The organism is Flavobacterium sp. (assembly GCF_039916025.1).
Taxonomy (GTDB): Bacteria; Bacteroidota; Bacteroidia; order Flavobacteriales; family Flavobacteriaceae; genus Flavobacterium.
Window position 1 is genome coordinate 1 of the sequence record NZ_JBDSMB010000166.1, and the last position, 5,884, is coordinate 5,884.

The 5,884-nt window shown below is 34.6% G+C and carries 6 protein-coding genes; 1 reads left to right on the forward strand and 5 read right to left on the reverse strand.

The annotated features are described in order from the left end of the window. The coding region (locus ABIQ27_RS12785; RefSeq protein WP_348034299.1) for an HRDC domain-containing protein at nt 1-195 on the forward strand (195 nt) is incomplete at its 5' end. 74 nt (nt 196-269) lie between these two features. Here the strand turns inward: ABIQ27_RS12785 and ABIQ27_RS12790 are convergent. From ABIQ27_RS12790 to metG, 5 genes are all read right to left on the reverse strand, one after another. Further along, nucleotides 270-956 (reverse strand): HAD family hydrolase, encoded by a 687-nt coding sequence (locus tag ABIQ27_RS12790; RefSeq protein WP_348034301.1) that lies wholly within the window; start codon nt 954-956, stop codon nt 270-272. 227 nt (nt 957-1,183) lie between these two features. Continuing rightward, on the reverse strand, nt 1,184-1,702 hold the full coding sequence (locus ABIQ27_RS12795; RefSeq protein WP_348034302.1) for a ferritin: 519 nt from the start codon (nt 1,700-1,702) through the stop codon (nt 1,184-1,186). 50 nt (nt 1,703-1,752) lie between these two features. Further along, complete coding sequence (locus ABIQ27_RS12800) at nt 1,753-2,235, reverse strand: hypothetical protein (protein ID WP_348034303.1); 483 nt, start codon at nt 2,233-2,235, stop codon at nt 1,753-1,755. Between the two features lie 3 nt (nt 2,236-2,238). Further along, nucleotides 2,239-3,696, reverse strand: coding sequence for a hypothetical protein (locus ABIQ27_RS12805; RefSeq protein WP_348034304.1), 1,458 nt, complete (start codon nt 3,694-3,696; stop codon nt 2,239-2,241). A 17-nt stretch (nt 3,697-3,713) separates the two neighbouring features. Next, nucleotides 3,714-5,771, reverse strand: a complete 2,058-nt coding sequence (gene metG, locus ABIQ27_RS12810) for a methionine--tRNA ligase (protein ID WP_348034306.1) — start codon at nt 5,769-5,771, stop codon at nt 3,714-3,716. Nucleotides 5,772-5,884: the final 113 nt, after the last annotated feature.

A 5,884-nucleotide genomic window follows, 5' to 3' on the forward strand; every position in this document is an offset into this window, starting at 1 on the left:
CTTCGTCAGTGGAGAAATGATTTAGCAAAAAAGTTAGATTGGTCATCTTTCAGAATTTGTCATAATTCTCATTTGGCAGCAATTGCAAAAGCAAATCCGCAAACGTTATCTGAATTAGAAAATGTTACGGCTTTTGGCAAAGCGAGAACGGAGAAGTATGGAGATGATATTCTGTCAGTTTTGAACGCTTTGTGAAAATCAAAAGAATTACTAAAAGCGGCAAAGTGAAAACTCTGCCGCTTTTTTATTAATTATCAGCTATAGTTTTATCAGAGCAAGATTTCTAAAACATCCGATATTTTTTCCAGCGTTCTAAAATTTGGATGATCAACAGTATGATTAATTTTTTCGTGTTCCCAGGTAGTATGAAACGGAATATGAACTGCATAACCGCCAATACCCAATACAGGCAAAACATCTGATTTCAAAGAATTTCCAATCATAAAAAATTCATTTGGTTCAATTTCCAGACGCTTTAAAAGTTTTTCATAATTCAATTCCTGTTTATCGGACATCACTTCAATATGGTGAAAATAAGGGCCAAGTCCGGAGTCGTGAAGTTTTCTTTGCTGGTCTTTCAAATCGCCTTTGGTAGCCACAATCAGTTTGTATTTTCCCTGAAGCGCCTGAAGCGTTTCTTCTACACCATCTAAAAGCTCGATAGGTCTTTGCAATAACTCTTTTCCCAATTCGATAATTTTTCCAATAACTTCAATTGACAAAGTGTTGTTAGAAATTTTCATTGCCGCTTCAATCATTGATAGCGTGTAACCTTTGATTCCGTAACCGTATAAATCCAGATTATCGATTTCCGTTTTAAATAATTCCTGTGACAAACTGTGATGCGATAAATAATTACCCATCAAAGCGCAGAATTTTTGTTCCGTTTCCTGGAAATAGGGTTCATTGACAAACAAAGTGTCATCAGCATCGAAGGCAATTACTTTTAGGTTCATAGTTTTCATTTTAGCAAAAAAACTCCATCATTCTGAAGGAGTTTTATATTTTTTGAGCAAGTCAAACATCGGGCATCGTTTGCATCGTTTGCTTTCCTTTTTTTTATATTTCTCACAACACTCCGACTTGCAGTTTTCAGCAATTTTGTGAAGTTTAAGAAGCACTTTTTCGTGTTTCTTTTTTGATTTATGTTTTTCTTTATTACTCAAAACGAGTGGAATTCGGATTAATTTTTATTGATTCCGATAGAACTGTTAACTGTAATTTGCTGAATGTCGCGGTCAAATAAATACAAACCACCTTTGTCATCTCCAATCAAATTAATTTTGTCTAATATGTTTTTCGCCTGAGCTTCTTCTTCAATCTGCTCGGCTACATACCATTGTAAAAAGTTATGTGTGGCATAGTCTTTTTCTTCAAAAGCTACATGAACCAACTCATTAATGGATTGCGAAACGAACAATTCGTGCTGATATAATTCTCCGAACATTTCTTTAAATGTACCAAAAGAAGTTTTGGGAGATTTCAATTCTGTTATTGCTGCATGCCCGCCGCGTTCATTTACATATTTTATCAATTTAAGCATGTGCATTCGCTCTTCGTCCGATTGTCGATACATAAATTGCGCAACGCCTTCTAAACCTTGAATTTCGGCCCAACAAGCCATAGACAAATATATTTGGGAAGATTCTGCTTCAATTCGTATTTGCTTATTAAGCGCCGATTCGATCTTTTTTGATAACATAATTTCGGAATTTTTATAAAGTTACAAAAATATCCACATACGTTTTAAGGTTATTTGATGCTGAAAAAAACAAAAGCAATCATAGCCGAAAAAATGTGAATAAGTGAAAGCATGATAACGCAAACTGAAATCCGGGTGTTTTTTGAATTTTTCGCATTGAAATAATTCAAAATAAAATCGCCATTTTTATTAGTAAGCCAGGAATTCAAATCGATTAGCCCTTCTAAATATCCAAAAACAAAAGTAGCTGTCAGCAGAAATCCTCTTATATCAAATGATTTTTTTAGCGAGAAGGCAATAAAAATGACAAACCAAACCTTGAATAGAATTCTAAAAATGATTTTGACAATGTCCAATATTCTCTCGGGAACAATTAAGCTGATAAGAATATAAAAAGCCAAAACCGAAGTGAAAATGGTATGAATTTCCCATAAAATCAGCGATAAGACTTCATGTGAATTGAAAATAATCTGCCAAAAGACTAACGCCAATAACCAGGATAAAATGGCATATATGATTAGCTTCTTCGGCACTGTTTAATCATTGAATTTATAAAAAGAATAACTTCCTGCTTCACTATCAAAACCGCCATAATACAAGTTCGAGTTCAGTTTAAAAAGAACTGGAGCAATCAGCTTATCATGACTTTCTGAAAAAGCCCTTACATTATCAAAAGCAGTTTTTTTAACTTCACCATCAATATGGTTGAAATTAGTATCAAACAAACAATTGACGTAAACTACTTTTCTTCCATTATAAGAATTCAGATTATTAAGAGAATAATTTGATGATAATGCCATACCAATTAGCGCACCAGAAACTCCATACATACCACCAAGCATCATTGCGTTATTTTGCTGAATTTCTGAAACACCACCAATAATCATATATAATTTTTGGTTTGCTTCATAAAGAGATAGCGAAGGATATATGTCGTTTATTTTTCGCAATAACTGACTTGACTTGCCTAAAACACGGAGACTTTTGACACTTCCGTTTTCCTGATATATGTCTGAATTTTTAAAGCTGATTTCCTGATCATTAATAAGAAAGCTCTTTGTCTCTTCACCCGCGATGTTTTTTACAGACAACTTCATGAAATCTGAATTGATTTTTATCTGAACAAGTTTGTCCTTAAGAAAAAACGAATTTGAATCATAATAATAAGTTACAGACTGTCCATTATCATTGTTAATTTTGACATCTTCAGGAAAGCTTGGCTGTTGATACATTTTTGATGAAGACGAAAAATCATTTAAATCAATAGTAAAGGTTTGGGTAAATCGTCTGTTGTTGTCCAGTGTAAACATCAATTGATTTCCAAAAACATAAATCTTACGTTTATTAGCACTTAAAGCTAAAGAAGGTGGTGTTTCGTTAGAAATTGTCTTAAATGAAAACGGCATTTCATAAAAAGTAGAGGAAGAGATAATATCCCAAAGCGTAGTTACTTTATCATCTCTGTCAAGGAACCTTTTTGCAGATAAATCAATACTTTTCTTTTCAACAACAGCATCTTTTATCACATAAAAGTTTAGAATACCGGTGCCTTTTAAAATTGTAATCATGTAAAAGACATTATTAACGGTAATCTTTTTTATGATTTTCTCCTTTTCAAAAGGTATAGAAAAAGATTTTGATGTTACTTTTTTAGTATCGAAATCAAAACATTGCGACAATAATTCCTTGCCGTTTGAATTTGACCAATAAGTATAATATTTATTATCCGATAAGCTATAACCAACAATATCATCATATTCTTTTGATGGTTTTGGGGTTGTAAGCGAATCAATCACATTGAAATTTTCATCAAAACGAACTGAAAGCACGTTGACTTTGGCGCTGAAAAACAAAGAAACCTGTTTTTTACTTTCTTCAACAATTTGAAAAACTTCTGCTTTTTTACTGATATTTAAGTTGACACTTTTAATTATTTCCTGAGAAAATGAATTCAAACAAATTAGGCAGATAAGTAAGTAAAAGATTTTTTTCATGTTTTTGTTTTTTGGCATTAACTAATTAGAGCACCATTATCAACTCCATCAGCATCCGGATTTACAAAAACCAATTTCCCTTCAGCGTTATTGGTCATCAAAATCATGCCTTCACTTTCCACGCCGCGTAAAGATCTTGGGGCAAGATTTATTAAAACTGTCACGCGTTTTCCAATCACTTCTTCAGGTGAAAAATGCTCGGCGATTCCTGAAACTATAGTTCTCACGTCTAAGCCTGTATCCACTTTTAATACTAAAAGTTTGTTGGCTTTTGGCATTTTTTCAGCTTCAACGATCGTTCCGACACGCAAATCTAATTTGGCAAACTCGTCAAATGTTGTGGTTGGTTTTTGAGGTTCGGTTACTTTATTTTCCATCGCGTTTGATGTTTTGGTAGCTTCTAATTTGTCTATTTGTTTTTGGATTTCGGCATCTTCAATTTGGGCAAATAATATTTCTGCTTCACCAATTTGATGTCCGGCAGGAAGTAAATCTGATGTTTCAGAAACTGCATTCCAACTTAGATTTTTTGTATTTAAAATTGTTGCCAGTTTATTTGACGTAAACGGTAAAAATGGTTCACATAAAACCTGTAAAGCAGCCGCAATCTGAAGCGCTACATACATTTGAGTCTGCACTCTTTCCGGATTGGTCTTTACCATTTTCCAAGGTTCCTCATCCGCTAAATATTTATTTCCCAAACGAGCCACATTCATTAATTCGCCTTGCGCTTCACGGAATCTGTATCTTTCAATAGAAGAAGAAATCACAGCAGGATACGCTTTTAATTCGGCTAAAGTTTGTGCATCAACGTCATTAAATTCATTCGGATTTGGAACAATTCCGTTGTAATATTTATTGGTTAAAACCACAACACGATTGATGAAATTCCCAAAAACCGCTGCCAATTCGTTATTATTTCTCGCCTGAAAATCTTTCCAGGTAAAGTCGTTGTCTTTTGTTTCTGGAGCATTTGCTGTCAAAGCATAACGCAACACATCCTGCTTTTCCGGGAAATCCTGTAAATATTCATGCAGCCACACCGCCCAGTTTTTTGATGTCGAAAGTTTGTTTCCTTCCAGATTCAAAAACTCATTTGCCGGAACATTATCTGGTAAAATGAAAGTTCCTTCGGCTTTTAGCATCGCCGGAAAAATAATGCAGTGAAAAACGATATTGTCTTTTCCAATAAAGTGAACCAATTTGGTGTCGTCTTTTTTCCAGTAATCTTCCCAATTTTTTCCTTCTCTTGCTGCCCATTCTTTGGTCGCAGAAATGTACCCAATTGGGGCATCGAACCAAACATATAATTTTTTTCCTTCGGCACCTTCAACCGGAACATCAATTCCCCAATCTAAGTCACGTGTTACTGCGCGAGGTTTTAATCCGTCATCCAACCATGATTTCACTTGCCCAAGAACGTTTACTTTCCAGTCTTTTGCATGGTCAACTAAAATCCATTTCTGTAAAAAATCCTGATATCTGTCCAAAGGTAAAAACCAGTGTTTAGTTGATTTCAAAATTGGCGTATCGCCAGTAATTGTAGATTTTGGATTGATCAAATCAGTTGCATTCAACGTCGAACCACAACGCTCGCATTGATCGCCATAAGCTTCCGGATTGTCGCATTTCGGACAAGTTCCGGTTACGAATCGGTCTGCAAGAAATTGATCTGCTTTGGCATCATACAGTTGTTCGGTAACTTCTTCGATGAAATCGCCCTTATCATATAATTTTCTGAAAAATTCCTGAGCGGTATCGTGATGAATTTTAGAAGATGTTCTCGAATAATTATCAAACGAAATCCCGAAATCTATAAACGACTGACGAATAATTCCGTCGTATTTATCGATAACCTGTTGTGGTGTGATGCCTTCTTTTTTGGCTTTCATCGAAATGGCAACACCGTGTTCATCGCTTCCGCAAATGAACGCAACGTCTTTTCCTTGTAATCTTAAATAACGGGCATATATATCTGATGGCACATAAACGCCGGCCAAATGACCAATGTGAATTGGGCCGTTCGTATAAGGCAACGCAGCAGTGATGGTATATCTTTTTGGATTTTCTAACATGATAAAATTCAGTATGTAATTTGCAAAAATAAGCAATAGCTTTTTTATTTGAAGCTATTTCCAGCTTTACACTGCAATCTTTTCATTTTTAAAGAAAAAATAAAAAGGATTTC